We start from the raw sequence: 23,201 nt of genomic DNA, 5'->3' as shown, positions 1-23,201 counted from the left end.
CATACCGCGAGGACACAGCCCAATGCCTGTCGTCGACAAGACAATCCAGACGCGCCACGCCGAAATCCGGCTCAGCGAGACCTCCGGCAAGGGGCTGCCCATCCTGATGCTTCACGGGTCCGGCGGGGCGCGGCAAATGTTTGCGAAGCAGCTTTCCAGCCCGCTCGCCGAAATCCACCGTATGGTCGCGATCGATCTGCCCGGCCACGGCCAATCGAGCGACGCCTTCGATCCCGCGGCGACATACACGATCAGCGGCTTGGCGGCGGCTGTCGCCGATGTTCTTGAGCAACTCGGCATAAAGCGCGCGCTGGTTTACGGCTGGTCGCTCGGCGGGCATGTGGCGATGGAACTGACGGCTTCGCATCCGGCCGTCGCCGGGCTGATGCTGACCGGAGCGCCGCCCGTGGCGCGCGGACCGCTCGGCCTCTTACGCGGCTTCCACACTCATTGGGATCTGCTGCTCGCCTCGAAGCGAAGCTACAGCGAGCGCGACGCCGAGCGCTTCGAGCAACTGTGCTTCGGAGTCGGTGCAGACCCTGCCTTCCTCGATATGATCCGTCGCGCCGACGGCCGCGTCCGCACAAACGTGTTCAGGAGCATGATGCTCGGCGCTGGCGCGGACCAGAAGCGGGTCGCGGAAAACGCGGAAGTGCCCGTGGCGATGGTCAACGGCGCGGACGATCCGTTCGTCCGCCTGGGCTATGTCGCGGGGCTTTCCTACCGAACCCTGTGGGACGGGCGCTGCCACGTCATCGCGGGGGCGGGGCATGCGCCGTTCTGGACGGCTGCCGAAATCTTCAATCCGCTCCTGTTCCGCTTCGTGCGGCACGTAATGGAGCGCGAGTTCGAAAGCGGGCGGCGGGAGAGGAAAACGGCCGGCGCGGCCTGAGCAGAATTTCCCGCCCCGCGCTTCACGCGAAGGGTACGGCGGCGGTTCCAGGCGGGAGTTTCGCCTCGTCGTCCGGCTCGACATGGATGATGACGCGGACCGAAGGGATTTCCGCCTTCAGCGCGTCCTCGATGCGGTCGCAGATGACGTGGCTTTCGCCGACGGTCATGCCGGCGTCGACGACGAGATGAAACTCGATGAAGGTGGCGCGGCCCGCGATGCGCGTCTTCAGGTCGTGCACCTCCAATGCGCCTTTCGAGTTGGCCGAGATGATGTCGCGGATGCGCATATGTTCTTCGGTGCCGACGGCCCGGTCCATCAGGCCCTGGACCGAGGAGCCGATGACGTGCCAGCCCTGCCACAGGATGTTGAGCGCAACGATCACGGCCAGCGCCGGGTCGAGGATTGTCCAGCCGGTGGCCACCGCACCGATCAGACCGGCGATGACGCCGATCGATGTAATCACGTCGGTCATGATGTGCTTGCCGTCGGCCACCAGCGCCGGCGACCTGTGCGATCTACCGGTGCGGATCAGGAGCGTCGCCCAGACAAGATTGATCGCGGTGGCCGCTCCGTTGACGGCAAGCCCGGGCCATGGCTGGTCGAGCTTCACCGGCATCTGCCATGCGCGCCATACCTCGGCGAGGATCAGCAGCGCGGCGACCACGATCAGCACGCCCTCCAGCACGGCCGAAAAATACTCGGCCTTGTGGTGGCCGAAGGGGTGGTCCTGGTCGGCGGGTGTGTGGCTGATGCGGATCGCCCAGAACGCGGCGGTGGCGGCGATCACGTTGACGATCGATTCCAGTGCATCCGAATAGAGCGCGACCGAGCCGGTCAGCCTCCAGGCGATGAACTTCAAGCCCATCACCACGAAGGCGATAACGATCGACCAGAAGGCCAGGGCGGCAACTTTTTGCTTGGCGGGCATGACGGTTAGCTCTCTTCTCCCCGTTCACGGGGAGAAGATGCCGGCAGGCAGATGAGGGGCAGTGTGGACTCTGCAAGCCTGGCGCTGCCCCTCATCCGGCCCTTTGGGCCACCTTCTCCCCGTTCACGGGAAGAAGGGAGAGTCCTTGCCATCCTCACGCCGCCTTCACCTTCGCCTTCCTCGGCAGGTGGGCGACGACGTTCTCGATCATGCGCATGCCGGCGTTCTGGCCGAGCGTCATGATCGATTCGGGATGGAACTGAACCGCGGCCACCGGTTCCTTCTTGTGCTCGAAGGCCATGATGACGCCGTCCTCGGTCTCGGCGGTGACGATGAAGTCGTCGGGCAGCCGCACCGGGTCGGCGAAGATCGAGTGGTAGCGGCCGACGGTGACTTCCTTCGGCAGGCCGGAGAAGATCACGCCGGGTTTCGAGACGCGGATGCGCGACGGTTTGCCGTGCATCGGGATATGAAGCTGGCGCAACTCGCCGCCATAGGCTTCGGCCAACGCCTGCAGCCCGAGGCAGACGCCGAAGATCGGCAGGTCGCGGTCGCGCGATTTCTTGATGGTTGCGGCGCAATCGAAATCCTTCGGGGTGCCGGGTCCGGGCGACAGCACGACGAGGTCGGGCTTCAACCGGTCGAACACCTCGTCGGAGACGGGCGAGCGCACGGTCGATACCGTCGCGCCGGTCTGGCGGAAATAATTGGCCAGCGTGTGGACGAACGAATCCTCGTGGTCGACGAGCAGGATGTTCACCCCGTCGCCGACGCGGGCGCCGGTTCGTTCGGCGGCTGCGGAATTGCCGGCCTTGGCGTCGCGGATGGCGGAGAGCATGGCGGATGCCTTCAGTTCGGTTTCGGCTTCTTCTTCTTCCGGCACGGAATCAAACAGCAATGTAGCGCCGGCGCGCACCTCTGCGATCCCGTCCTTTATGCGGATGGTGCGCAAGGTAAGCCCGGTGTTCAGGTCGCCGTTGAAATGCACCATGCCGATCGCTCCGCCATACCAGGCGCGCGGGCTTTTTTCGTGCTTCTCGATGAAGCGCATGGCCCAGAGTTTTGGCGCGCCGGTGACGGTGACCGCCCAGGCGTGGGAGAGAAACGCATCGAACGCGTCCATCTCTTCGCGCAGGCGTCCCTCGATGTGATCGACGGTGTGGATGAGGCGCGAATACATCTCGATCTGGCGCCGGCCGATGACGCGAACGGTGCCTGGCTCGCAGACGCGGCTCTTGTCGTTGCGGTCGACGTCCGAGCACATGGTCAGCTCGGATTCGTCCTTCTTGGAATTGAGCAGTTTCAGGATCTGCTCGCTGTCCGAAATCGCGTCGTCGCCGCGCTTGATGGTGCCGGAGATAGGACACGTCTCGACGCGCCTGCCATTGACGCGCACGAACATTTCGGGCGACGCGCCGATCAGATATTCGCCCTCGCCAAGATTGATGAAGAAGGAATAGGGCGAGGGGTTTATCAGCTTCAGCCGACGCGAGATTTCGGATGGCGCGGTGTCGCAGCGCTCGTAGAACATCTGTCCGGGCACGACCTCGAACAGGTCGCCGCGCTGAAAACTCTCCTTGGCCTTGTCGACGATCTTTGCATATTCGCCCGGTTCGTGATCGCCGCGCGGCGGAATGCGGTCCGACGGCCGGAACGCTTCGGCCTCGCCGTCGCGCGGCAGGCCCTCGGTGGAGAAGCCGGCGCCGGCATAGTCGTAGCGGTCGTGCCAGGCTTTTGCCTGATGATGGTCCACGACCAGTATTTCGTCGGGGAGGTAAAGCACCAGGTCGCGCTGGCTCTCCGCGCGCTCCAGCGTGTGCTCGACCGGGTCGAACTGGAAAGCGAGGTCGTAGCCGAATGCGCCGTAGAGGCCGAGATTAGCGTCCTGGTCGGACTTGAACAAAGCGGTGATGACGCGCAGCACGGTGAACACCGAAGGCACGCGACTGCGCTCCTCCTCGGTGAAGACGCGGCCGGGCTCGGCCACCGTCAACGCTAAGCGGCGCTTCGTCGTCTGGGTGAAAGTAACATCCTTTTCGGCCGAAACGGCGCGCGCGATCACGGGAAGCAGGATCTCGCCGCGACCGTTCAGCGCCTCGATCCGCATGGCGCGGCCGCGCGCCGAAATCACCAGCGGCGGGTCGATGATCGCCGTATCCCAGCGCGTGTACCGGCCCGGATATTCGTAATTGGAGGAGAAGACTGCGCCGCGCCGGCTGTTCAGCCCGTCGATATAGGTCTCGATCGCGCCCGCATAGGCGGTGTCGTGACGTTGCCGGGTAATGGCGATGCCGCCGGCCGTGATGAACCGTTCGGCGCCGTTTTCAAGCGTTTCGATCGACATTTCCCGTCTCCATCCGTTTCTCGGCCGGCGGGTTCCGGGCATCGTCAAAAACAAATGGCCGCCCGGAAATCCGTTGCGGCCACCAAGTTTTCAAACGCGCACGCGCTCAACAGGCCGCTATCAGCAGGCCCACCACCAGAGCATCGTGTTCGAAATCGAGTTCATGATTTTTCCATAGCTGCGAACCGTGGCCGGCGCAACCGGATTCGGATGGGCGGTGGTGTCGGTTCGAATTCGGCTTCGACCCTTTCGCGTCTTTGCGGCCGCACGGCGTCAATGACTGCTTCGGGTCCGACTCCAGTCAGCCACCACGTTGCTTTTTGCTGCGCATGGCTCCGCAAGAACACCGGGCCCAATGCTCATGCCGAGCCTGCCGTCTTGGCTTTATGGCGTAAGATCGAGCGCCGGCACGATTCTGTGATAGGGCAGCCCCGCATCGTCGTTCAGGCGCTTCACGTCGGTATCGGAGACAGCGTCAAACAGGCACATGCAGCGCCCGTCCTCCGGTGCGAAGGTCGAGCGCAGATATTTGATATCCGTGCCCTTGGACGTCATCTCGGCGGCCTTGCTGATCGCCGCCTTCTGCGCGCCTCCCAGAGCTTCCATGCTGATGCCTTTGAGGTCGCGTTCCACCATATAAACGGTCATTTCAAGATCTCCTCCTTTGGACCAGTGATCACAGGAGTTGATCGCAACGGCAGGCGAAAGAGAACGACAAGTTTTTCATTGATCGATAGCCGACAGTTATCGATGAAGAGGTTACAATATCGTCTCGTGGATCCGCTTGGGAGGGCTCGCCATGGAGATGTTTCAGGTCCGCTACGTGCTTGCTGCCGCGAAGATGCTGAATTTCACGAAGGCGGCCACCGATTGCAATGTGTCTCAGCCGGCCCTCACCAAGGCCGTCAAGACGCTTGAGGGCGAGCTTGGCGCGCCCCTGTTCCACCGCGAGGGAAAGCGCGTGTTCCTGAGTGAGTTCGGGCGCTCCATCCTGCCTCATCTTCAGCAGATCATGCAGGAGGCCAATGCAACCAGGACGCTTGCCGATAATTTCAGGCTGCTCAACCAGGTGCCGATCCGCCTCGGCGTCATGTCGACCATCGGCCATGTGAAGCTCGCTCGGTTCCTCGCGAAGTTCCAGCGCGACTATCATGGCGTTGAGCTTGAAGTCAGCGAAGCGAGCGTTCAAGAGCTGAGAAACAGGCTTGAGAATGGCGATCTCGACCTGGCCGTTCTCAATCCGTTGGAGGGAATGGGAGCGACGTTCCGCATCCATGATCTCTACAGCGAGCGTTACGTCGTCGTATTCCCGCCGGATCACCGGCTTGCGACCCTCAATGCAATCAAGTTGGTCGATCTTTCTGAAGAGCCCTATGTCGATCGTCTGTCGTGCGAAATGCGGGATATGGTTATGAGCGTATGTCGGGAACAGAACGTCAGCCTTTATGCCCGCTTTCGCTCCGAGCGCGAGGATTGGGTGCAGTCAATGGTTCTGGCGCGGATCGGCTTCGCCTTCATGCCGGAGTATTCGGTGACATCGCCGGAACTTCTGCAGCGCCCGCTGATAGAACCCGCCGTGGCGCGCACGGTGGCCCTGGCGAGCGTTCCGGGCCGGCCGTATAGCCCGGCGACGGCAGCAATGGTCCGATCTGCCCAGAATTTCGATTGGCCGGGCTGAACATTTATTGTTGAGCCCGACCTACTGCTGATTTGAGATGCCATCTGCGCCGCCCTTCACCTGCACGATCCGGGAAAGGAGACGATCATGGGCGATATCGATAGCAAAGAGTTCGTTCTCGCAGGCGTCGTCATGAAACGCCTGCTGTCCGGAGAACAGACCGCGGGGCAGTTCTGCCTGTTCGAGAACAAAAGCGGCGGAAACACGAGGACGCCGATCCATGTCCACGCCAGGGACGACGAGACGGTTTACATCATCGAAGGCGAGCTGACCGCCGTGATCGGCGGCGAGCCTCGACGGCTGAGTGCGGGCGAGAGCATCTTCCTGCCGCGCGGCATTCCGCACCAGCTCATGAACATGAGCGGAAGCCCTTGCAGATACATCTTGATCGGAACCCCCGCTCTGTTCGACCGGTTTCTCGAGGAAGCCGGCCACGAACTTCAACCGGGCGAAGTCGTGGGACCGCCGACACCCGAAGAGATCGAGCGTCTCCGCGAGGCTTCGCCCAGGTTCGGCGTCACTTTGCTCCCGGATTGGCCCCCGCCCAAGTGACGCAGTTGAGCCACTGAGAGGGAAGAAGGCTCTGCCCTTGCCCCCACAAGCAGAAAGTTCCTGTCATCTCCTGCGAAAGACATACGTCGCGTATGTGTATTGACATACGGAGCGTATGTACCGATATGCCGACATGCGGGGGCGGTTTAGCCTGCCTTGTCTGAACAGGAGAAAAAATGACCAAACGCGATGCGATCTTCCCTGCCGGCCGGCAGGCTCTCTACGAGATCAACAATTATTCGGCGGCGATCCGCTCGGGCGACTTACTGTTCGTCTCGGGTCAGGTCGGCAGCCGCGAGGACGGCTCGCCCGAGCCTGTCTTCGAAAAGCAGGTCCAGCTTGCCTTCGATAATCTCGCGGCAGTGCTGAAGGCGGCCGGTTGCACGTTCGACGACATCGTCGACGTGACCACCTTCCACACAGACCCGGCCACGCAGTTCGAGGCGGTTTCCGCCGTAAAGCTGAAGGCGTTCGGTGAAAAGCCCTACCCGAACTGGACCGCGGTAGGCGTGAATTGGCTGGCCGGCTTCGATTTCGAGATCAAGGTCATCGCGCGCCTTCCTCAGCCCACCTGATCGACGGCGCCACAGAACACCTGCCTTTGTATTCGATGGCGGCCTCCGGCTGTTGACGCGCACCTCCGGTTTGAAGGAAGCTGCGCGGCCCGCGGGGGCAAGCCAATGCCCATGGAGACTGCCCGATGCCCGTACAGGAAAGCACGCTGACGATTCCCGATCTCGCCGGCAAGGCCGTGCTGGTGACCGGCGCCTCGACAGGCATTGGAGCGGCGTTGTCGCGGGCCTATGCCGCCCAGAAATGCCGCGTCGGCCTGCACTACAATTCGAGCGTGGAAGCTGCTGAAGCGCTTGCCGCCGAAATCCGCGACAAGGGCGGCGAGGTCTTCCTGGTCAAGGGCGATTTTTCGGTCTCGGCCGACGTGATCCGTGTCGTGGAGGAGACGGCCAGCCATTTCGGCCGCCTCGACGGTCTTATCAACAATGCCGGCGGCATGCTTGGACGCGTCCCTTACAGCGAGATGACCGACGCTCAGTACGACGCGGTGATGGACCTCAACGCGCGGTCGGTGATTGCCGCCTGCCGCGTCGCCCTGCCGTGGCTGAAGAAGAACGGCGGCTTCATCGTCAACACGACCTCGGTGGCGGCGCGCAACGGCGCCGGCAATGGCGCGGGTGTTTACGGATCGGCCAAAGCCTTCGTCTCCAACGTCACACGCGGCCTCGCCAAGGAGCTGGTCGGCGACAGGATACGTGTCAATGCGGTGGCGCCGGGCCTCATCCTCACTCCTTTCCACGAGCGCTGGACGTCGCCCGAGCAGATGAAGGCGCAGATTTCCGGCATTCCGCTGGGCCGCGCCGGCACTCCCGAGGAATGCGTCGGCGCCTATCTGTTCCTCTCCTCCGACCTGCTCTCCGGCTACATCACCGGTCAGGTCATCGAAGTGAATGGCGGCCAGTTGATGCCGTGACATGGGCTTGTGCGGCCACCGTGCCTTCCGCCGGCTGACGGGAACTGCCGAGTTCGAGCAATGCAAAAACCATCGCGACGACCAAGGTCGCGGCGACAAGCCGTGCGGCCACATCGCGCCCGTCGTGCTCGGTCCATTGAAACGCCTTGCCGCGGCCGTGCTTCGACGCCTCGGCCATGTGGTTCGTGATCATCATCATCGACATGTCCATGACACATTGCCTTCCTTCGACCGCGACGGCCCGCGCGGAAACCGGGGCGAGGCATTTTCCTGCCTCGCCGGATAATCGAAGCGGCCGGGGGCAAATCGACATTGCGCGAGAAAAAATCGCTGGCTGAGGTGGGGAAGGTGCGGTTGCGCCGTTTGCCGGCGCCCCCGACAGTCGCGGCTGGCGAGGATGGCCTAGCGATTTTGACCGGCGCCTTCACAACGCTGCAGAGGGCCGAAGCGCGTTGGGGTCACACGTTACGGGGAGTCAGCATGCATGATATGGTTGCCCTGCAAAGCGACTGTCAGCGTGCGAATTCAACTTGGGAGGGATAACTGTATGGGAACGCAACTTTCCATCGCCGCCAGGCCTGAATCGGTCGGCTTCGACTCGGGCCTGACGGCCATCATCGTTATCGACATGCAGAACGATTTCGGCAGTCGCGGGGGTATGTTCGATCTTGCCGGCCTCGACGTCGCACCGATCGAGCGTCTCGTCGAGCCCATCTCAAGAGTGCTCGAAGCGGCTCGGAATGCAGGATTGTTCATCGTCTATACCAAGCAGGAGCACAATGCCGACCTCTCAGATGCCGGGAACGAAGATGCGCCACACCGGATCAAGCACAAGCGCCTGAACATCGGGCGGACCGTTGCGGCGCCAGATGGCAGCGCCAGTCAGATCCTGGTGCGCGACACCTGGAATACCGCGATTGTTCCGGAACTCTCCCCCGCCCTGGAGACGCGGTGGTTTCCAAGCACCGCTTCAGCGCTTTCTTCGAAACTCCGCTCGACTCCATTCTACGCGCCAGAGGTATCGACACGCTGATATTCACCGGGCAACGACCAGCATATGTGTCGAGTCGACGGTCCGCGACGCGACGTTCCGCGACTACCGCTGCATCGTACTCAGAGATTGCACGACAGAGCTGATTGCCGCGGACGCTCCGCGCAGCAACCACGAGGCGTCGCTGCTTGCCATCGAGCTTCTTTTCGGCTGGACGGCGGACTCGGAAGCTGTGATCGGCGCGCTCGCTGAGCAACGCGCAGCGGCCGAGTGAAAACCGGCTGCTGAACCCGGAAGCAGGATTTGGTTGGCAGCAGGGACCCACTCGCCGGGCATGTCCGCGGTTTGCGAAATTGCGCCACGAATTGTCAGGCTGGTTGTCGAATTCCCGGTTCGCCAAGCGACTAGTCATGTCTGTACAATTATTCACGAGGGCAAACGATGAAATATGCATTGCTGGTCTATCTCGAGGAAGCCAAGTTCGATGTGATGACGCAGCGCGAGCGGGACGGCTACGTCAACGCCTCGCTCGACAATGACGCCGAGCTTGCGCGCAGCGGCCATCTCATTATGGCGCAGGCGCTGAAGACGCCGCCGCACGCGGTCAGCGTGCGGACCCGCAACGGCAGGGTGGGCGTCACCGACGGGCCGTTCGCCGAAACCAAGGAACATCTCGGCGGCTTCATGCTGATCGAGGCCCGCGACCTCAACGAAGCGATCAAGATCGCCGGCGACCTGCCGCTGGCGAAGGTCGGCACCATCGAGGTGCGGCCGTTCGAAGAACTCACCTATGTCGACGAGGAGGTGGTGCGATGAGATATCTATGTCTGGTGCATCTCGATGGCGAAGCGCTCGGGGCCTTGGACGAGGCTGCGGGCAAGGATTTGACGCGCCGCTCGATCGGATATGACAAGGATCTCGAGCGCCGCGGCGTTTACATTACCTCTGACGCGCTGCAGCAGCCGGAAACAGCCAAAATCGTTCGGGCGAGGAACGGCAAGGTGTCGACCACCGACGGGCCCTATGCCGAGACGAAGGAACATCTCGGCGGCTTCATCCTGATCGAGGCGTCGGGCATGGAGGAGGCGGTGGAGATTGCCGCCAATATTCCCGTGGGCCAATACGGCACGATCGAGGTGCGGCCGATCTCGGCGATGAACGCAGATTAGAATGAACGAGGCGCGCGGCATCGAACGGACGGTGGAGGCGGTTTATCGCGCCGAGTCGCGCCGCGTGCTGGCCACGCTGATCCGCCTGCTCGGCGATTTCGATCTGGCCGAGGAGGCATTGCACGACGCCTTCGCGGCGGCTGCCGAACAGTGGCGGCGCGACGGCGCGCCTGCCAATCCGCGCGCCTGGCTGGTCTCGGCCGGGCGTTTCAAGGCGATCGACCGGATGCGCCGCCGCGCCCGTTTCGACGCCTCGCTGACCGAGCTTGCCGAGCGGCTGGATGCCGAGAACCAGGATGCTGCGATGCAGGAAGCGGAAGAGATCGAGGACGACCGGTTGCGGCTGATCTTCACCTGCTGCCATCCGGTGTTGCCGCCCGACGCCCAGCTTGCGCTGACTCTGCGCGAAGTCTGCGGCCTCACGACCGAGGAGATCGCGCGCGCCTTCCTGACCGCCGCCCCGACGCTGGCCCAGCGTATCGTGCGCGCCAAGACAAAGATCCGCGACGCCGGAATCCCCTATGAAGTGCCCGCGCTCACCGATCTGCCGGACAGGCTGGATACCGTTCTCCACACCATCTACCTGGTGTTCAACGAGGGCTATTCCGCTTCCTCCGGAGCCTCACTCACCCGGCACGATCTTTCCGGAGAGGCGATCCGGCTCGGGCGGCTCTTGGTCGACTTGCTGCCGGAGCCGGAAGCAATCGGGCTTCTGGCGCTGATGCTGCTGCAGGAATCGCGCCGCGCCGCGCGCAGTTCGCATTCCGGAGAACTGGTGCTGCTAGCCGACCAGGACCGCACGCTGTGGGACCGGAAGCAGATCGAGGAAGGGACGGCGCTGCTCGAGCGAGCGCTGTCTTCGCGGCGCTTCGGCCCCTACACGCTGCAGGCGGCGATTGCCGCCGTCCACGCCAATGCGCCCAATGCCGCGGCGACCGACTGGGGCGAAATTGCCGGCCTTTACGACATATTGCTGAAAGCCGATCCGTCGCCGGTGATCGCGCTGAACCGCGCCGCGGCTATCGCGATGCGCGACGGCCCGGCGGCCGGCCTGGCGCTGATCGACGCGATCTTCGCGCGCGGCGAACTCCTGGATTATCATCTGGCGCATTCAGCGCGCGCCGATTTCTGTCGCCGGCTCGGCAGAGGCGCCGACGCCCGGGCTTCCTACATGCAAGCGCTGTCGCTGACCCGCCAGGAGCCCGAACGCCGCTTCATCGAACGACGGCTGGCGGAACTGGGAGAGTAGGGGGCCAAACAGCGTCAGGGGCGCCGCGAGGGGCCCCTGACAGAAGTTCGTGGATGACCGTCACACGATGATGACGACGATCTTCAGCGTGTCGGGCTCGACGATCACGATGCGGCCGTCGGCCAATATGAAGAACAGATAGTTTTCGTATTCCGGCACGATCCGTACGATCCGCGGCGGCAGCGGATGAAGCTCGATGGTTCTGGGAACCGCGACGCCGACGTCGATGTCGATGTCGATGCGGTCGACCGCGATCGGCTCGACGTCCACTTCCTGAACGACCTGCTTGATTTCGGTCTTCTGCTCGACCGTTACCTCGACAGGGGCAATGGCGCCGGTCTCGGTCTGATCCTGGCTGTCGGCAGGCTGCTCGGTCTGAGCGGTGCCTTCAGTCTCGGTCTGGCCTTCGGCTGGCTGTTCGGTCTGGGCCTGGCCCTCGGTGGGCTCCTCAGCAGGTGCTTCCGCCTGGCCCTCGGTGGGTTTCTCGGTGGGGGTTGCGCCGGCCTGACCCTCTGTTTCGGTCTCGGTTCCAGTCTGGGCCTGCCCTTCCGCAGGTTCTTCAGTCGTGGCTCCAGCCTGGCCTTCGGTCTCGGTTTCCGTTGTGGCCCCAGCCTGGCCTTCAGGCGGCTTCTTCATCGTTGTCCCGGCCTGGCCCTCCGCGGGCTGTTCCGTGGTGGCCCCAGCCTGGCCCTCGGCAGGCTGTTCGGTTGTTGCGCCCGCCTGGCCTTCCATCTGCTGACCGCCGCTCGGGCATTCGGCGCCCGGCGGGCATGCGGCCTGGCCGCCCGTTGTTGCGCCGCCCTGGCCTTCGGTCTGGGCCTGAGCTAACGCGACGCAGGGAGCGATTCCGAGACCAAGGGCGAATACGCTCTTGATGATGATGCCTTTCATGGAAAGTCTCCTAAGATTCCAACGTCCCGTCGAGGGTCAAAACACCTCCTGTCCGGCTTTGTTCCGAAATTGCTTCTGTAGATCGAGCGACCAAGGGTCGCGGTAAAACAAGAACGCCGCCCCGAAAGGGCGGCGCTCGCAAGTAGGAAAAGCGCTGATCGATAGGCTCAGAACAGCCCTTCGATCTGGCCCATCTCGTTGAGGAAGATCTTCTCGGAGGAGGGGGTTTTGGGCAGGCCGGGCATGGTCATGACCTCGCCGCAGATCACCACGATGAAGCCCGCTCCAGCCGAAAGCCTGACCTCGCGAACCGGCACGGTATGGCCGGTCGGCGCGCCGCGCAGGTTCGGATCGGTCGAGAAGGAATACTGCGTCTTGGCCATGCACACCGGCAGCTTGCCATAGCCGGCCTGCTCCCAGGCGTGGAGCTGGTCGCGGACGCTCTTGTCGGCGATCGCCTCCGAGCCGCGATAGATGCGCTGGACGATGGTGTTGATCTTGTCGAACAGCTTCATGTCGTCCGGGTAGAGCGGCGCGAACTGCGAGCCGCCGGATTCGGCCAGCGACACGACCTTGTGGGCCAATTCCTCGATGCCGGCGGAGCCGTGCGCCCAGTGCTTGCACAGGATGGCTTCCTCGCCCATCGACGCGACGAAGTCCTTGACCGCCTGGATTTCGGCCTCCGTGTCGGAGTGGAAGTGGTTGATGGCGACCACTGCCGGCACGCCGAACTGCTTCACGTTCTCGATGTGGCGGCCGAGATTGGCGCAGCCCTTCTTCACCGCCGCGACATTTTCCGCGCCGAGGTCTTCCTTTTTGACGCCGCCGTTCATCTTGAGCGCCCGCACCGTCGCGACGATCACCGCCGCCGCGGGCTTGAGCCCGGCCTTGCGGCATTTGATGTCGAAGAATTTCTCGGCGCCGAGATCGGCCCCGAAGCCGGCTTCCGTCACAACATAGTCGGCGAGCCTCAGAGCCGTCGTGGTGGCGACGACCGAGTTGCAGCCATGCGCGATGTTGGCGAACGGGCCGCCATGCACGAAGGCCGGATTGTTCTCCAGGGTCTGCACCAGGTTCGGCTGCATGGCGTCCTTCAAGAGCACGGCCATCGCGCCGTCGGCCTTCAGGTCGCGGGCATAGACCGGGGTCTTGTCGCGGCGATAGGCGACGATGATGTCGCCGAGGCGCTTTTCCAGGTCCTTCAGGTCGGTGGCCAGACAGAGGATCGCCATCACTTCCGAGGCGACCGTGATGTCGAAGCCCGCCTCGCGTGGAAAGCCGTTGGCGACGCCGCCGAGCGAGCACAGGATTTCGCGCAGCGCCCGGTCGTTCATGTCCATGACGCGCCGCCAGACGACGCGGCGTATGTCGATGCCGAGATCGTTGCCCCAGTAGATATGGTTGTCGATCAGCGCCGAAAGCAGGTTGTGGGCCGTGGTGATGGCATGGAAATCGCCGGTGAAGTGGAGGTTCATGTCCTCCATCGGCACCACCTGGGCGTAGCCGCCGCCGGCCGCACCGCCCTTGACGCCGAAATTGGGTCCGAGCGAAGCCTCGCGGATGCAGACGATCGCCTTTCTGCCGATACGGTTCAGCCCGTCGCCGAGGCCGACCGTCGTGGTCGTCTTGCCTTCGCCGGCCGGCGTCGGGTTGATCGCGGTGACCAGGATCAGCTTGCCGTCCCTGTTGCCTTTCACCGACTTGATGAATTCGGCCGAGATCTTCGCCTTGTCGTGGCCGTAGGGCAGGAGGTGCTCGGTCGGAATGCCGATCTTGGCGCCGATCTCCTGGATCTGCTTCTTGCTGGCGGCGCGCGCGATCTCGATGTCGGATTTTACTTCGGCCATGACGTTTCCCCGGAAGTTGCGTTGGAGCTCGCGCCGCAGACGGCGCCTGGTCGGGCGCATAGAAGCCCGACAGCCTGCCGCCGCGCCGTCTCAAAACAGCCGGAGAATGCACGGATTGCGACAGGGCTTTGAGCGAATAGGGAGTAGCGAATAGCGAATAGCAAGTGCAGCGAGGCGGCGGCCTCGGTGCTAGGGTAGTTCCCTATTCGCTACTCGCTACTCCCTATTCGCTCATTCCTCACCGATCCAGCACCGACCTGACTTCGACGAGGTTCGACCGCACCCTGAGCACGTAAAAGCCCATTGTGGTGAGATGGGTCGGCATGATCCAGCCATCCTCGCGGCCGTTGGAGATGATGAACGGCTGGATCCTTAGCGCGGCCTTGATCTGGCTTTCGACATTGCTCCACAGCGGGCCTAGCCCGCGTGAGTCGATGACCTGCTTGAAGTCGTGGTGAGCGGCCGTGAGGATGCCGTAGTAGCCGTAGAGCTGGCCGTAGGCGAACCAGAACCGGTCGTCGGCCCGCGTGTCGAACCAGCCGCTGTTGTAGTTCTGCGAGCGGTCCCGGATCATGTCGGAGGTGGAGCCGATGTCGCTCGCGATGCGGTCGACGAACTGCATCAGATTGTCGGCCCGGGCATTGAAGACCACCTCGCATTTCTGCAGCCGGTCGTTGAAGGCGCGAAGCGAGTTTGCGGCGGTGCGGTAGAAGCTCGGCGTCGGGGTCTTCGGCCCGAAGGGGCGAAGGCCGAAATACCAGGTCTCCTCGTCGAAGGTGATCGCGCCGCGCGCGTCCTGCAGGTTCTGGTCGATCTGGCTGGTCCCGCGCACGCGTCCGAGCGTGTCAACCAGCTCGACCGAAGTCCGGCGGATCGCCTGGTTGACCCCGCGCTGGAACGAGGCCTTGTTGTCGAGGAACGGCGTGTGATCCCAGTCGATGCCGAAGAAGCCCGCCTTGTAGAGGATCATTGACGAGATCCACGCATTCTCGTTGACGTTGAAGTCTATGAGGTCGGCGGCAACCTGCGTGATGGCCGAGGTGGTGCATGTCTTGACCTCGCCCTCGACTCCGCCGGCAGCCTCACCGGTGGCAGGGGCGGCAGGTGCGGGCTGCGCCGGCGCAGTGCCGGCGGGTGCGGGCTGCGCCGGCGCAGTGCCGGCGGGTGCGGTAAAGTTGTAAGCCTCTGCGTAGGCGGGATTAAAATTGGTCCAGACCTGCGTGTTCCAGACGAAATAGCCATAGAGGGCGATGAGACCGAGAACGGCGACGCCCACCACTGCCTTCAGTATCCAGCCGCGATGCGTGTACCAGCGGCCGGCCCACAGGAACGGCCATAGGATGACGCCGATGACCAGCCCGATGCCGCGTCCGATCCACTGGAAAATCCGGGTGAAGAAATTCACGATCGGATCAAGCATCGTCTACCCCTCGATTGACGCATTCTAGTCGGTCAGGCCGTAGAGGCGCGCCCGGAACGCCTCCTTGTCCTTCAGATATGTGGTTTTCAGCGTGTTCACAACATGCCGCCGCCAGGCCTCGCCGAAGCCCTCATAGTCCTTGTAGAAGCCCTGCTTGTTGAACACGTAGCGCGAGACGAAATCGGACGGCACGAAATCCGAGATCAGCCGGTTGGTCAGCCAGGCGTCGGGGTGGTCCGGCTTGCCGCGCGTGACGAGGAAGCGGTGCTGCGGGAAAACCTCGTCGATCTTCAGATGGCCAAGCTGCGCGATCTCGCGCTTGGCGGCGTTGAGGAAGGGGAAGGTGCCGTCCTTGTTGATCAGCTCGGCGTGGCCGTGGATCCAGGTCTGCAGCCATACCCGGTCGAACTTGCCGGGGTCGACATCCGGCTCGTTGTCTCGGATCAGCGCGCCGATCGCCATCTCTGCGCGGTGCTCGAGGTAGTTCGAGGTCTCGATCCACGAGGCGCGCGGCAGCTCGATACGTCCGGTGGACGCGAGAAAACGGAACACGCGGTCGGCGTCGCGGATCGACAGATAGCTCACCTGCCACGGCCGCGAGCGGCGGAAGCCGGGGGCTCCCGGATCGCTGATCACCGTCGTCATGTCCTTGTCGATGAACACGTAGAGCCCGCCGAAATGGCTGGTCCAGAAGGCGTTGTGGCGGAAGATCACCTGATCCGGCACCAGCGCATTCTCGCGGATGTCGCCGGTCACCTTGGCGAGCTCCACCATCCGCTCCAGCATCTTGTTGTCGCGCCAGGCGTTCGGTTCCTGCTTCAACCGGTCGACCAGCGTCGCCAGCTCGGACGCCTTTCCCAGCACATCTTCCGCCGACAGAACCCGGAACTCGACCTGGTTGATGGAGATCAGGTCCTCGATGTCCTCGACCTTGGAAACCGAATCCTCAATCTCTCCGTAGATCACGTCCTTGATCGTCAGCGCGTCGATGGCGCGCGAATTCTTCGAAAAGAACTCGTAGACCAACTGCGAGGTGTTGGAGAACGCCGTGTGCACCACCGGCAGATCGGCCTGCGCCGGGGTCAGGATGATGAAGCGGCGGTTGACCTCGTTGGGGTCCAGATAGAGCGGATCGCCCAACTCCTCGGCGATCTGCGGCGAGAAGCCGGTGCGGTCGATGTCGAATTTCTCGAGCTTGGTCGGCTTGAGCCCGAACGCCTTCAGTGCCTTGTTGTAGCGCTCGATCAGATGCGGCTCCTCGACCGGCAGCAGCCGCCCGTAGATCAGTTCGTTGGCGCGCAGGAGTTCCATCAGAAATACCTCCTACTCTCTTCCCGGGATCCTTCGACAAGCTCAGGATGGGGTAACAGAGGCATCAACGTGGACGCCCCCCTCTCCCCGTTTTTCACGGGGAGAGGGTAAGGGTGAGGGGCAGCGCCGACCTTCAATTGATGATCTCCCGATAGCTCGCTGCTGCCGTGAACCGCAAATCCGGCGCTTCGACAGGGTCGAGCCGACGCTCAAGCGCGGCGAGGATCGTATCAACTACCGCGTCACACTCCAGCAGCGCGTCCACATTCCAGAAACGCAGCACAGACCAGCCCTCATCCACCATGAATTGATCGCGCTTGCGATCATAGACGCTTTCGACGTGCTGGCTGCCGTCCAACTCGATCACCAGCCGCTCTTTGCGGCAGGCGAAATCGGCGAAATAAGGTCCTATGGCAAGCTGGCGGGTGAACTTTGCGTCGTTCAGTTGGCGGTTGTTAAGGGCCGACCACAGCGCCCTTTCCACATCATTGTCCGCCTTGCGAAGCAACCGCGCGCGACGGGTTGTACGTTCATCCGGTCCACGCATGGCGCCGCCCCTCACCCTTACCCTCTCCCCGTAAGGACGGGGAGAGGGGGCGTCGTCGGCGGGGCTAGTCTTCGACGCAAATGGTTGGCAGTAACGTCGATGTCCCCCTCTCCCCGTCCTTCACGGGGAGAGGGTAAGGGTGAGGGGCAAGATCCGAACCTAAGCATTCCACATCCCCTTCGCCTTCAGCTCCTCCATCTCCCTTGCCGCCCGTTCCCTCAACCTCGCGTCGCGCAACATCTTGCCCACCGCCGCATCGTCCGAGCGATCCGAATAGCGGAATTCCAGAATCCGCGTAGCGGTTGATCTCCTGCATGACCATGTCCATCGAGAACGGACCGCGCAGTTCCTCGATCATGGCTTTCTTTTCGTCATAGCCTTTGTGCATGAAGGCTTCGGGCTTCTCGAACCATTCGTCGGGAAGCTCGATGTCCATGGCGCGCATCTTGATCGCGTCGGTGACGTTCTTGATCGCGCGGCCGGTGAAGCGCGGCTCGGCCTCCTTGATCATGTGCAGGTAAGTCCCGACGTCAGCCATGGTCTTCGGCTCGCCATGCTCCTTCACGAAGCGGTCATGGACCTTTGCCAGCCCGTCCTCCTGCGGCTTGGAATGAGCCTCATAGGCGTCTTCCACGGCGCGCTGGATCTCCTGCGCGGCGTAGAGATCGTGGTCGCCGAGGTCGATCTTGTGGTTCTTGCCGGCGAGCAGGACAAAAATGTCGATGTAGTCCTCGCGCGTCTGCGGCCCATCCACCAGCCAGCGCGCGCCGGCGCGTTGGCGCAGCGCGTCGTCGACGTTTTCGGGATAGTTGGAAAACATGCCGAACGAGCAATTGCCGCGCACGACCGTCGAGGCGCCGCCAAAACTCTCCATCAACACGCCGGTGATTTCCTGCTGGCCGGCCGAGGCCCGGTCGTCGGAGCGTTTTGCCGCGACCTGGTCGATGTCGTCGATCGTGCCGAAGCCGATGGCGCGCGGGTTCAGCACGTTGTTGATGAACTGCTTGCAGCTCTGGCCGGATTTGCCCTGATAGGAGGAAATCTGATCGACGCCGAAATTCTCGTAGGCAAAGGGATAGCCGGCGACCTGGCAATAGCCATGCACCAGCCCTGCGATCATCTGGATCAGCGTGGTCTTGCCGGTGCCCGGCGCGCCGTCGCCGATGAAGGTGAACAGGAAGCCGCCGAGCTCGACGAAGGGGTTCATCTCGCGGTCGAAATCATAGGCCATCAGCATCTTGGCCAGCTTCACAGCCTGGTATTTGGCTATGTGGTTGCCGACGACCTCCTCGGGCTTCTTGAAGGTCATCACCAGCGGTTTCGACTTCTTGCCCGGGGCGACATCGAAGCCGTCCACGGTGAAATCGTCGGCTTCGATGCGGATATGCGCGTCCTCGAACGCGCCGAGCCCGTCGAAGCGGCTCTTGCGCGTCAAAAGCCCCTCGATCGCGATGCGGGCGAAGGCGCGGGCGCGCGTCGTCAGGTCGGCGTCGTCCTTTGCGCCTGTGATCGCCCGGTCAAGGCCGGCGACCAGCGATTTCAGCGCGTCCTGCGGCGTGTCGAACAGGAAGTCCGGCTCCTTGATGTCGTTGGGCGGCTCGCCGTCGCCGTCGATCAGCTGCGCCAGGTAGGAGGCGAAGCTGAACGCCGAAACGTAAGCCGATGCCGACAGCAGCTTCTTGAAATGCGCGGCCTCATCGCCTTCGAGCGGGGCGCGTGTGTTCTTCGCCTGCAGGCTTTCGAGATCGTTGCTTCGGGCAAAGACATCTCCAATGGCGAGCGCCACCGACAGGCCGCGCCGCGCGCGATAAAGCAGGGCGTGCTGCCCGATCGTCATCAACTGGTCGTCGGGCCGGATCGCCGCGACGGTCTTCGACAGCTCGATCTCGCGCGTCTTGCGCACCGACCCGGTCGAGACGGTCGAAACGAAGCGCCGCCCGGTTCCGGCGAGCGCGGCGCCGGATTGCCCGCTCGAATCCTCCAGCACAACGATGCGCGTGATCATCGACTGCGCGGTCGCGCGATGCTTCTCGATGTCGGCTTCGGGGATAGTGGTCAGGCCGGTGTCCATGAAATGCCCCTAGTCTGATTGGTCGCGCCGCCCCTCACCCTTACCCTCTCCCCGCAAGAACGGGAGAGGGGTCGTCATCGCCGGCGCTAATCTCCGACGCTGACGCTTGGCTGCAACGCTGGTGTCCCCCTCTCCCCGTTTTTCACGGGGAGAGGGTAAGGGTGAGGGGCAGCGCCGACGTGGCCGCAAAAACTCACACATCCGAGATCACCCGGCCCTTGGACAGGATATGAACCTTGTAGCCGAGGAATATCTTCTGCGCCTCGCCCGCGGCGTAGAGCGCCTGATAGGCCTCGTGCGGCACAAGCGCGTGCTTCTCGTAGCTCGACACGCCCTGGCGGGCGGCTTCGAGGTCGTCGGTGTTGATGTGGAATTCCTCGGTGGCCGGCTCGCTCGACCACAGGCCCTTGCGGCCCGGGCGCTCGCCCTTCGAATAGATTTCCTGGATGGTCCAGGTCAGCAGCCAGGCGTTCTCCGGCTTGCGCACCTTCGACAGCACGTCGGCCACCGCCGAATTGTGCTCCGTGATGCCGGCTGAATAGAACGGGCCGAGCACGACGCGCCTGAGCTGCTTGGGATGCAGCTCGGGGAAATCCTTGTCGAGATTGGAAGCGATCGTCGCCGGCGACAGCGTATAGGCCGAGTTCTTCTCGGTGAAATCGTCGAAGCGGTGGGCAAGCTCGGGATTGAGCAGCCCGTCGACGGGCAGGGGGATTTCCACTTTTTCCCTGAGCTTGCCGTCTTCGCCGACCAGCTGCTCGACCATCGCCTCGGATGAATCCTCGATCGTGGCCATGTAGATCAGCGGCAGGTTTGCGGTGCCGTCGAACGTCGCCCAATGCGCGAGATAATACGGCCGGAAGGTTTTCGGGTTGACGGAAACCTTTGCCGTCTGCGCCAGCATGAACGGCCCGAACACGACGCCGTCCTTCACGTCTTCCAGGTAAAGCCGCTCGGCCATCGATTTCTGGAGGGCTGACGGAAATTCCTTGTGGCGCAGGATGAAGTCGGCCATCTCGACGCGCAGCTCGCCGGGTTCGGGTATGCCGGCCAGGCGCTGCGCCGCCGTGCGGCGGTCGTTCTCCAGTTCCAGTATGTTCTGGTAGACCGGAAAGCCGCTTTCGGCGCGCGAGATCCTGAATTTTTCCATGAAGCCCAGCCGGTTTTCCCAGCAGGCGAAGGATTTTTCGAGCCGCGCAATGTATTCCGCGACGATCTTGGCGACGATGCCGTGCCGGTAGAGCGGCGAGCGGTCGTCGCGCATGAAGATTTCGAGACCGGTCAGCGCGGCGCGAATGGCCTCGAAATAGCGGGCGGCGGGGTCGGCGTGGGAGGTCATCGGGCGCCCCGTGAAGTACGGGAAGAAGGGATAAGCGGCGACGCTGACGCCCCCTCTCCCCGTCCTTACGGGGAGAGGGTAAGGGTGAGGGGCGGGATCGAACGGAGCCCATCGACGGCGCTGCTGTCACAATCGCTGCGATCTAAGACTGCACATAATCCGAAGCGTTGTGCTTTCTCAGCACCTCCTCGAAGCGCCGGGCAAATGCGTCATCAGCAAGCTTCTTCCGCCGCTGAATATCCGCGGTCGCCACCATGTTCTTCTCGTGCAGTTCGAGCAGGTCGCCGATGTGCTTCTGCGCCGCCGCGCCGATGCCGGCCATGGTCTGCTCGGCGGTGTTGTCGACCTGGCTGCCCAGCGTGTTGATCTTGTGGGCGACGTCCTGCTGCGCCGCGGTCTTCAAACTATCCTCCAGCGCCTTGTAGAGCACGATGCGCTGCTCGGTATCGATGGTCAGCTTGTTGATCAGCGTATTCTGCGCCGCGATCTGGTTGTTCAGCGAATCCACGAAGGTCTGGAACATCGAAGTGTAGCGCTCCAGCGTCTGGCTTTCGGCCAGTATTTCCTGCTCCTTCGCCTGCTTCTCGTTGTATTCCGTGGCGAGCTTGGAGCGCTCCGATTCCAGGTCGGTGCGGTCCTTCTGGCTGGTCGAGGCGGCGATGCGGTTTTCGACGTCGAGCAACATCGGGTTCAGCTCCTCGATGCGCTTCTGCACCGCTTCGAGATTCGACATCGTCGTCTTGCGGCGTTCGATCACCTGGGCGAGGCTCGTCTCGGAGGTCTTGTAGCGCGCGTCGAGAACCTGCTTCTGCGCCTTCAGGATGCCGACGATGGTGTCGGACTTCGACAGCAGTTCCTGCAGGTTGCCGGCCAGCGACATGTTGCGCACGCGGTCGGTGCGCATGCGCTGTTTCGATTCATCGGAGAAGATGCCGACGAAGCTTTCCCAGCCGGTAAAGCTCTTCATGTTCTCGAATTCGGCGCCGAAAACATTGGTGGCGTCTTCGAGACCGATGATCAGGTCGGCGATGTTGCCTTCCATGACCTTCTGCTGGTTCAGCACGTCCTGGATGCGGGCGTTCTCGATGTCAAAATCGGCGGCGCCGATCTTCTGGTCGGTCTTGGCGAACTTTTCCAGTACCACGGCCGACTGGTCGATCTTGGAGCGCATCTCCTCCACGACCTGCTTTGTCTTGGCAATCTCGGCATCGAAATTCTGCAGTGTCGCCATAGTGGTCCCTCCAGCCTCGGCTTCAGATCGTCGGGCGAATATAGGCAGCACGCAAGGCGATTGAAAGACGGAAGAAACGCGCCGCCGCGCGAATCCGGCGTCACCGGCCCGCCGGCAAACCGGAGCTTTGTCGCCCACGGGAAAGCGCAAGGCGCGGCTCGCTCCGTCATCGCGCTTGAAACCGCGCCAAAATGGTGTTTGGCTGGCCGCAAAGAGGCGGATGAAAAGCCGCATTTTGCTTTGCCGACAGAACACAATGGGAGAATATCAATGTCGCGTATGAAAACATTCGCCGCCGGCCTCGGTCTGGCGGCATTTCTTTCGGCCGGCGCCGCCTTCGCCGCCGACCCGGAAACCTGCAAGCCGGTGCGTTTTGCCGATGTCGGCTGGACCGACATCACCGCCACCACGGCGACGGCCTCGGTCATCCTCGAAGCGCTCGGCTACGAGCCGGACGTGCAGGTTCTGTCGGTGCCGGTCACCTACACCTCGCTCAAGAACAAGGATGTCGACGTCTTCCTCGGTAACTGGATGCCGACCATGGAAGCCGACATAAAGCCCTACCTGGAAGACAAGTCGGTCGAGACCCTGGTCACCAATCTCGAAGGCGCGAAATACACGCTCGCCGTGCCGCAGCACACCTACGACGCCGGCCTCAAGGATTTCGCCGACATCGCCAAGTTCAAGGACAAGCTCGACAACAAGATCTATGGCATCGAGGCCGGCAATGACGGCAACCGGTTGATCCTCGACATGATCGCCGCCGACAAGTTCGGGCTCAAGGATTTCGAGCTCGTCGAAAGCTCGGAAGCCGGCATGCTGTCGGCGGTGCAGAAGGCGGCTGGATCGGGCGAGGACGTTGTGTTCCTCGGCTGGGAGCCGCATCCGATGAACGCCAACATCAAGATGGCCTATCTCTCGGGCGGCGATGAGGTGTTCGGCCCGAATTTCGGCGGCGCCACAGTCCACACCAACGTGCGCGCCGGCTACACAACCGAATGCCCGAATATCGGCGCGCTGCTCAAGAACATGGTCTTTTCGCTGCAGATGGAAAACGAGATCATGGGCGCGATCCTCAATGACGGCGCCGACCCCAAGGAAGCCGCCACCGCATGGCTGAAGGCCCATCCGGACGCGGTTACGCCCTGGCTTGCCGGCGTGACAACCATCGACGGTGGCGACGCTGCGGCGGCGGTCAAGGAAGCGTTGGGAAGCTGAGGTCTCTGACGGCCCTGTCGCAACTCTCTTCCGT

Annotated in this window: 21 protein-coding genes and 2 pseudogenes; 11 read left to right on the top strand and 12 right to left on the bottom strand. The window is 62.9% G+C overall.

Going from position 1 to position 23,201, the window contains the following annotated elements; genetic code table 11:
* Positions 1-22 precede the first annotated feature (22 nt).
* Positions 23-892, top strand: a complete 870-nt coding sequence (locus ACG873_RS18625) for an alpha/beta fold hydrolase (protein WP_394886581.1) — start codon at positions 23-25, stop codon at positions 890-892.
* A gap of 22 nt (positions 893-914) precedes the next feature.
* Here the strand turns inward: ACG873_RS18625 and ACG873_RS18620 are convergent, their stop codons facing one another.
* The 3 genes from ACG873_RS18620 to ACG873_RS18610 all read right to left on the bottom strand — a co-directional run bounded on the left by ACG873_RS18620 (position 915) and on the right by ACG873_RS18610 (position 4,815).
* Positions 915-1,823 (bottom strand): cation diffusion facilitator family transporter, encoded by a 909-nt coding sequence (locus ACG873_RS18620; RefSeq protein WP_394886580.1) that lies wholly within the window; start codon positions 1,821-1,823, stop codon positions 915-917.
* 154 nt (positions 1,824-1,977) lie between these two features.
* Positions 1,978-4,167, bottom strand: coding sequence for an anthranilate synthase (locus tag ACG873_RS18615; protein ID WP_394886578.1), 2,190 nt, complete (start codon positions 4,165-4,167; stop codon positions 1,978-1,980).
* Positions 4,168-4,551: 384 nt separating this feature from the next.
* Positions 4,552-4,815, bottom strand: coding sequence for a DUF4242 domain-containing protein (locus tag ACG873_RS18610; RefSeq protein ID WP_394886576.1), 264 nt, complete (start codon positions 4,813-4,815; stop codon positions 4,552-4,554).
* Positions 4,816-4,966: 151 nt separating this feature from the next.
* Between ACG873_RS18610 and ACG873_RS18605 the strand changes: the two genes are divergently transcribed.
* The 4 genes from ACG873_RS18605 to ACG873_RS18590 all read left to right on the top strand — a co-directional run bounded on the left by ACG873_RS18605 (position 4,967) and on the right by ACG873_RS18590 (position 7,883).
* On the top strand, positions 4,967-5,845 hold the full coding sequence (locus ACG873_RS18605; RefSeq protein WP_394886575.1) for a LysR family transcriptional regulator: 879 nt from the start codon (positions 4,967-4,969) through the stop codon (positions 5,843-5,845).
* 87 nt (positions 5,846-5,932) lie between these two features.
* Positions 5,933-6,397 (top strand): cupin domain-containing protein, encoded by a 465-nt coding sequence (locus ACG873_RS18600; protein WP_394886573.1) that lies wholly within the window; start codon positions 5,933-5,935, stop codon positions 6,395-6,397.
* 176 nt (positions 6,398-6,573) lie between these two features.
* The gene (locus ACG873_RS18595) at positions 6,574-6,972 is read left to right on the top strand and encodes a RidA family protein (RefSeq protein WP_394886571.1); all 399 of its coding nucleotides are present in this window, start codon (positions 6,574-6,576) and stop codon (positions 6,970-6,972) included.
* Between the two features lie 125 nt (positions 6,973-7,097).
* Complete coding sequence (locus ACG873_RS18590) at positions 7,098-7,883, top strand: SDR family NAD(P)-dependent oxidoreductase (protein WP_394886569.1); 786 nt, start codon at positions 7,098-7,100, stop codon at positions 7,881-7,883.
* On the opposite strand, the gene ACG873_RS18585 is transcribed toward ACG873_RS18590, so the two are convergent.
* On the bottom strand, positions 7,849-8,094 hold the full coding sequence (locus ACG873_RS18585; RefSeq protein WP_394886567.1) for a hypothetical protein: 246 nt from the start codon (positions 8,092-8,094) through the stop codon (positions 7,849-7,851). The two genes, ACG873_RS18590 and ACG873_RS18585, sit on opposite strands and share 35 nt — an antisense overlap.
* A gap of 273 nt (positions 8,095-8,367) precedes the next feature.
* Between ACG873_RS18585 and ACG873_RS18580 the strand changes: the two are divergent.
* From ACG873_RS18580 to ACG873_RS18560, 5 genes and pseudogenes are all read left to right on the top strand, one after another.
* A pseudogene (locus tag ACG873_RS18580) lies at positions 8,368-9,020 on the top strand (cysteine hydrolase family protein).
* Positions 8,918-9,148 (top strand): isochorismatase family protein, encoded by a 231-nt coding sequence (locus ACG873_RS18575; RefSeq protein ID WP_394893598.1) that lies wholly within the window; start codon positions 8,918-8,920, stop codon positions 9,146-9,148. Before ACG873_RS18580 ends, ACG873_RS18575 begins: the two are co-directional and overlap by 103 nt.
* Before the next feature lie 167 nt (positions 9,149-9,315).
* Positions 9,316-9,690 carry a YciI family protein gene (locus ACG873_RS18570; protein ID WP_394886565.1) on the top strand — a complete coding sequence of 125 codons (375 nt, stop codon included), beginning with the start codon at positions 9,316-9,318 and terminating at the stop codon, positions 9,688-9,690.
* Positions 9,687-10,043: a YciI family protein gene (locus ACG873_RS18565; RefSeq protein ID WP_394886563.1), complete on the top strand. Its 357-nt coding sequence runs from the start codon at positions 9,687-9,689 to the stop codon at positions 10,041-10,043. The genes ACG873_RS18570 and ACG873_RS18565 overlap by 4 nt, the downstream gene beginning before the upstream one ends.
* Positions 10,044-10,062: 19 nt before the next feature.
* Positions 10,063-11,292, top strand: coding sequence for an RNA polymerase sigma factor (locus ACG873_RS18560; protein WP_394893596.1), 1,230 nt, complete (start codon positions 10,063-10,065; stop codon positions 11,290-11,292).
* A 60-nt stretch (positions 11,293-11,352) separates the two neighbouring features.
* On the opposite strand, the gene ACG873_RS18555 is transcribed toward ACG873_RS18560, so the two are convergent.
* From ACG873_RS18555 to ACG873_RS18520, 8 genes and pseudogenes are all read right to left on the bottom strand, one after another.
* The gene (locus ACG873_RS18555) at positions 11,353-12,183 is read right to left on the bottom strand and encodes a DUF1236 domain-containing protein (RefSeq protein ID WP_394886562.1); all 831 of its coding nucleotides are present in this window, start codon (positions 12,181-12,183) and stop codon (positions 11,353-11,355) included.
* Positions 12,184-12,350: 167 nt separating this feature from the next.
* Positions 12,351-14,030, bottom strand: a complete 1,680-nt coding sequence (locus tag ACG873_RS18550; RefSeq protein ID WP_394886560.1) for a formate--tetrahydrofolate ligase — start codon at positions 14,028-14,030, stop codon at positions 12,351-12,353.
* 238 nt (positions 14,031-14,268) lie between these two features.
* On the bottom strand, positions 14,269-15,450 hold the full coding sequence (locus ACG873_RS18545) for a DUF2333 family protein (protein ID WP_394886558.1): 1,182 nt from the start codon (positions 15,448-15,450) through the stop codon (positions 14,269-14,271).
* 24 nt (positions 15,451-15,474) lie between these two features.
* Complete coding sequence (locus ACG873_RS18540; RefSeq protein WP_394886556.1) at positions 15,475-16,761, bottom strand: DUF6638 family protein; 1,287 nt, start codon at positions 16,759-16,761, stop codon at positions 15,475-15,477.
* Between the two features lie 133 nt (positions 16,762-16,894).
* Positions 16,895-17,308, bottom strand: a complete 414-nt coding sequence (locus tag ACG873_RS18535; protein WP_394886554.1) for an endonuclease domain-containing protein — start codon at positions 17,306-17,308, stop codon at positions 16,895-16,897.
* A gap of 159 nt (positions 17,309-17,467) precedes the next feature.
* Positions 17,468-19,379, bottom strand: a pseudogene (locus ACG873_RS18530) (AAA family ATPase).
* A gap of 193 nt (positions 19,380-19,572) precedes the next feature.
* Entirely contained in the window at positions 19,573-20,718 is a 1,146-nt protein-coding gene (locus ACG873_RS18525; RefSeq protein ID WP_394886552.1) for a hypothetical protein, read from the bottom strand.
* Between the two features lie 142 nt (positions 20,719-20,860).
* Complete coding sequence (locus ACG873_RS18520; RefSeq protein ID WP_394886550.1) at positions 20,861-21,949, bottom strand: hypothetical protein; 1,089 nt, start codon at positions 21,947-21,949, stop codon at positions 20,861-20,863.
* 270 nt (positions 21,950-22,219) lie between these two features.
* Between ACG873_RS18520 and ACG873_RS18515 the strand changes: the two genes are divergently transcribed.
* Positions 22,220-23,167 carry a choline ABC transporter substrate-binding protein gene (locus ACG873_RS18515; protein WP_394886549.1) on the top strand — a complete coding sequence of 316 codons (948 nt, stop codon included), beginning with the start codon at positions 22,220-22,222 and terminating at the stop codon, positions 23,165-23,167.
* Positions 23,168-23,201 lie beyond the last annotated feature (34 nt).

This window comes from Allomesorhizobium aridi (assembly GCF_043769475.1).
GTDB lineage: Bacteria > Pseudomonadota > Alphaproteobacteria > Rhizobiales > Rhizobiaceae > Allomesorhizobium.
This window is presented reverse-complemented; position numbering and strand designations above follow the sequence as displayed.

Coding starts and splice junctions, on each gene's coding strand:
- ACG873_RS18625 (WP_394886581.1), top strand. CDS start 23: ATGCCTGTCGTCGACAAGACAATCCAGACGCGCCACGCCGAAATCCGG.
- ACG873_RS18620 (WP_394886580.1), bottom strand. CDS start 1,823: ATGCCCGCCAAGCAAAAAGTTGCCGCCCTGGCCTTCTGGTCGATCGTT.
- ACG873_RS18615 (WP_394886578.1), bottom strand. CDS start 4,167: ATGTCGATCGAAACGCTTGAAAACGGCGCCGAACGGTTCATCACGGCC.
- ACG873_RS18610 (WP_394886576.1), bottom strand. CDS start 4,815: ATGACCGTTTATATGGTGGAACGCGACCTCAAAGGCATCAGCATGGAA.
- ACG873_RS18605 (WP_394886575.1), top strand. CDS start 4,967: ATGGAGATGTTTCAGGTCCGCTACGTGCTTGCTGCCGCGAAGATGCTG.
- ACG873_RS18600 (WP_394886573.1), top strand. CDS start 5,933: ATGGGCGATATCGATAGCAAAGAGTTCGTTCTCGCAGGCGTCGTCATG.
- ACG873_RS18595 (WP_394886571.1), top strand. CDS start 6,574: ATGACCAAACGCGATGCGATCTTCCCTGCCGGCCGGCAGGCTCTCTAC.
- ACG873_RS18590 (WP_394886569.1), top strand. CDS start 7,098: ATGCCCGTACAGGAAAGCACGCTGACGATTCCCGATCTCGCCGGCAAG.
- ACG873_RS18585 (WP_394886567.1), bottom strand. CDS start 8,094: ATGGACATGTCGATGATGATGATCACGAACCACATGGCCGAGGCGTCG.
- ACG873_RS18570 (WP_394886565.1), top strand. CDS start 9,316: ATGAAATATGCATTGCTGGTCTATCTCGAGGAAGCCAAGTTCGATGTG.
- ACG873_RS18565 (WP_394886563.1), top strand. CDS start 9,687: ATGAGATATCTATGTCTGGTGCATCTCGATGGCGAAGCGCTCGGGGCC.
- ACG873_RS18555 (WP_394886562.1), bottom strand. CDS start 12,183: ATGAAAGGCATCATCATCAAGAGCGTATTCGCCCTTGGTCTCGGAATC.
- ACG873_RS18550 (WP_394886560.1), bottom strand. CDS start 14,030: ATGGCCGAAGTAAAATCCGACATCGAGATCGCGCGCGCCGCCAGCAAG.
- ACG873_RS18545 (WP_394886558.1), bottom strand. CDS start 15,450: ATGCTTGATCCGATCGTGAATTTCTTCACCCGGATTTTCCAGTGGATC.
- ACG873_RS18540 (WP_394886556.1), bottom strand. CDS start 16,761: ATGGAACTCCTGCGCGCCAACGAACTGATCTACGGGCGGCTGCTGCCG.
- ACG873_RS18535 (WP_394886554.1), bottom strand. CDS start 17,308: ATGCGTGGACCGGATGAACGTACAACCCGTCGCGCGCGGTTGCTTCGC.
- ACG873_RS18525 (WP_394886552.1), bottom strand. CDS start 20,718: ATGACCTCCCACGCCGACCCCGCCGCCCGCTATTTCGAGGCCATTCGC.
- ACG873_RS18520 (WP_394886550.1), bottom strand. CDS start 21,949: ATGGCGACACTGCAGAATTTCGATGCCGAGATTGCCAAGACAAAGCAG.
- ACG873_RS18515 (WP_394886549.1), top strand. CDS start 22,220: ATGTCGCGTATGAAAACATTCGCCGCCGGCCTCGGTCTGGCGGCATTT.